The 2,251-nt window shown below is 66.8% G+C and carries 2 protein-coding genes; one reads left to right on the top strand and one right to left on the bottom strand.

Going from position 1 to position 2,251, the window contains the following annotated elements:
* The coding region (locus VF649_RS02695) for an amidohydrolase family protein (RefSeq protein WP_414713627.1) at positions 1–687 on the bottom strand (687 nt) is incomplete at its 3' end.
* A 175-nt stretch (positions 688–862) separates the two neighbouring features.
* On the opposite strand from VF649_RS02695, the gene VF649_RS02690 reads away from it, so the two are divergent.
* On the top strand, positions 863–2,251 hold a 1,389-nt coding region (locus tag VF649_RS02690), incomplete at its 3' end, for a PQQ-binding-like beta-propeller repeat protein (RefSeq protein ID WP_331010418.1).

The following is a 2,251-nucleotide window of genomic DNA, read 5'->3' as shown; positions in this document are numbered from 1 at the left end:
GCGCTTGCCGTTGCGGTGTCCCGCATCGATGATCGCCTTGCTGATCGAATAGGGCATCTTGGGCATCGCGCCGAGTTCGTCGTCCATCCACAGCTTGATGTAGTCGACGCCCTTCTTCGCCTGCGCATCGACCTCCGCGGTGGCCTCCTTGGGGGTAGCGACCGGGTGGTTGATGCCGGGAACGCCGCCATAGCCGCCCTTGAAGACCAGTCCCTGACCCGCGGTCAGGAGGCGCGCCATCGTCTGCGGACCGGTGCGGCCGGCATCGCGGATCGCGATGATGCTGTCCTTGTCGGTGCCCATCGACTGGACCGTGGTCACACCGAAGGCGGCATAGGTGCGCAGGTCCTTGCGCACGCTGTCGGGCGTGAAATATTCCTCTTTCTGAACCAGATCGCGGACGGTGCCGATATGGACATGGAGATCGACGATCCCCGGCATCAGGAACTTGCGGCGCAGATCGACGCGCGTGGCACCGGGGGTGAGCGGTGCCTGCTTGGTGGGGCCGACCCATTTGATCACCGCATCGTCGACGATCATCGCCTGATCGACCTTTGGCGCGGTGCCGCTGCCGTCGATCAGGGTAAAGCCGTGATACACCACCGGCGCTGCCTGCGCGCTGCCGGCGCACCCAATCGCTGCTCCTGCCAGCAATACCCATCCGAGCCGCTTCAATCGCGCTGTCATCGTCACCCTCCTTCTGCCGAGCAGCGGACCTGTCCGTCATGCCGCTGCATGGGTCGTCTTCGCCGATCTTTCGTCAGCTTCATCGACCGCAACGACACTATGCATGCAACCATAAGCTAATGTATGCAACATCGTAATTGTCGATGCAAAGTGGGCCGCGATAAGGAGAGTATGCGTGTCGCAGGTGGGATGGAAGACCGCGATCCTGGCACTGACGATGGCTGGCGCGGCGACCGCCACGGTCGCTTCGGTCGGCGACTGGACGGGGTTCGGTGGGGACGAGGCGGGCACCCGCTATTCCGGGCTGACCCAGATCGATCCCGGCAACGTGGCGCGGCTGATCCCGGTGTGGACGTTTGAGCTGAAGCCCGCCGATAGCAGCAGCAAGCGCCTGCTGGTGAGCAACACGACGCCGCTCGCGATCGGTGGAAATCTGTACCTGGCAAGCCCCTATGGCCGGATCGTCGCGCTGGACGGCACGACCGGTGCGATCCGCTGGACGTTCGGGTTGCCCGCCGACGACGGCATCGCCGGTCGCAGCATGGGCTATTGGCCGGGCGGGAAGGGCGCATCGGCGCGGTTGTTCTTCGGCACGCGTTCGGGGCAGCTGATCGCGCTCGATCTCGCCACGGGCAAGCCGCCGGCCGATTTCGTTCCGATCCAGCTTCGTACCGCCGAGATCATGAACGGCACTAACGGCGGCGGGTTTCCGGCCGGCTATACCTATCAGATCAATAGCGCGCCGGCGATCGCCGGCAACGTCATCATCACCGGCGCGCGACTACAGGAATCGCCGGTGGAGGGCCCGGCTGGCGACGTACGCGGCTGGGACGCCCGCACCGGCAAGCTGCTCTGGACGTTCCATTCGGTGCCGCGGCCGGGCGAGCGCTTCCACGGTACGTGGCAGGGCGACAGCTGGGTTAAACGATCGGGCGTGAATGCGTGGAGCAGCATGTCGGTCGACGAGAAGCGCGGCATCGTGTTCGTGCCCTTCGGCGCACCCGCCTACGACCGGATCGGCATCGACCGGGCGGGGGCGAACCTATTCTCGAACTCGCTGGTCGCGCTCGATGCGCGGACCGGGCGCTATCTGTGGCATTTCCAGACCGTGCACCACGATATCTGGGACCTCGACCTGCCGGTGCAGCCGACCCTGCTCGAGGTGCGGCGCGGCGGACGGACGATCCCCGCGGTCGCGGCGATGAACAAGAGCGGCTATCTTTTCGTGCTCGACCGGGTGACCGGCAAGCCGCTGTTCCCGGTGCGCGAGACTCCGATGCCCGCGAGCAGCCTGGCCGGGGAGCAGGCCTGGCCGACCCAGCCGCTTCCCGCCGCGCCGCCGCCGATCATCCGCCAGGCGATGACCGCCGCCGATCTGGCGACGGTGACGCCGGAACTGACCGCGCATTGCCGCGCACGCGTGGCGAGCCAGGGCATCGGCTTCGCCGCGGCGTGGGAGCCGCTCAGGACCGATCGACCGATGGTCCGGCTGCCCGGCAGCGGGGGCGGGCCGAACTGGGGCGGCGGTGCCTTCGACGGCCGGCGAGGGCTGTACATCATCAAT

It is taken from the genome of Sphingomonas sp. (assembly GCF_036387535.1).
Lineage (GTDB): Bacteria > Pseudomonadota > Alphaproteobacteria > Sphingomonadales > Sphingomonadaceae > Sphingomonas_R.
Note: the sequence above shows the minus strand (reverse complement) of the source record. Positions and strands in the feature narration are given on the sequence as shown.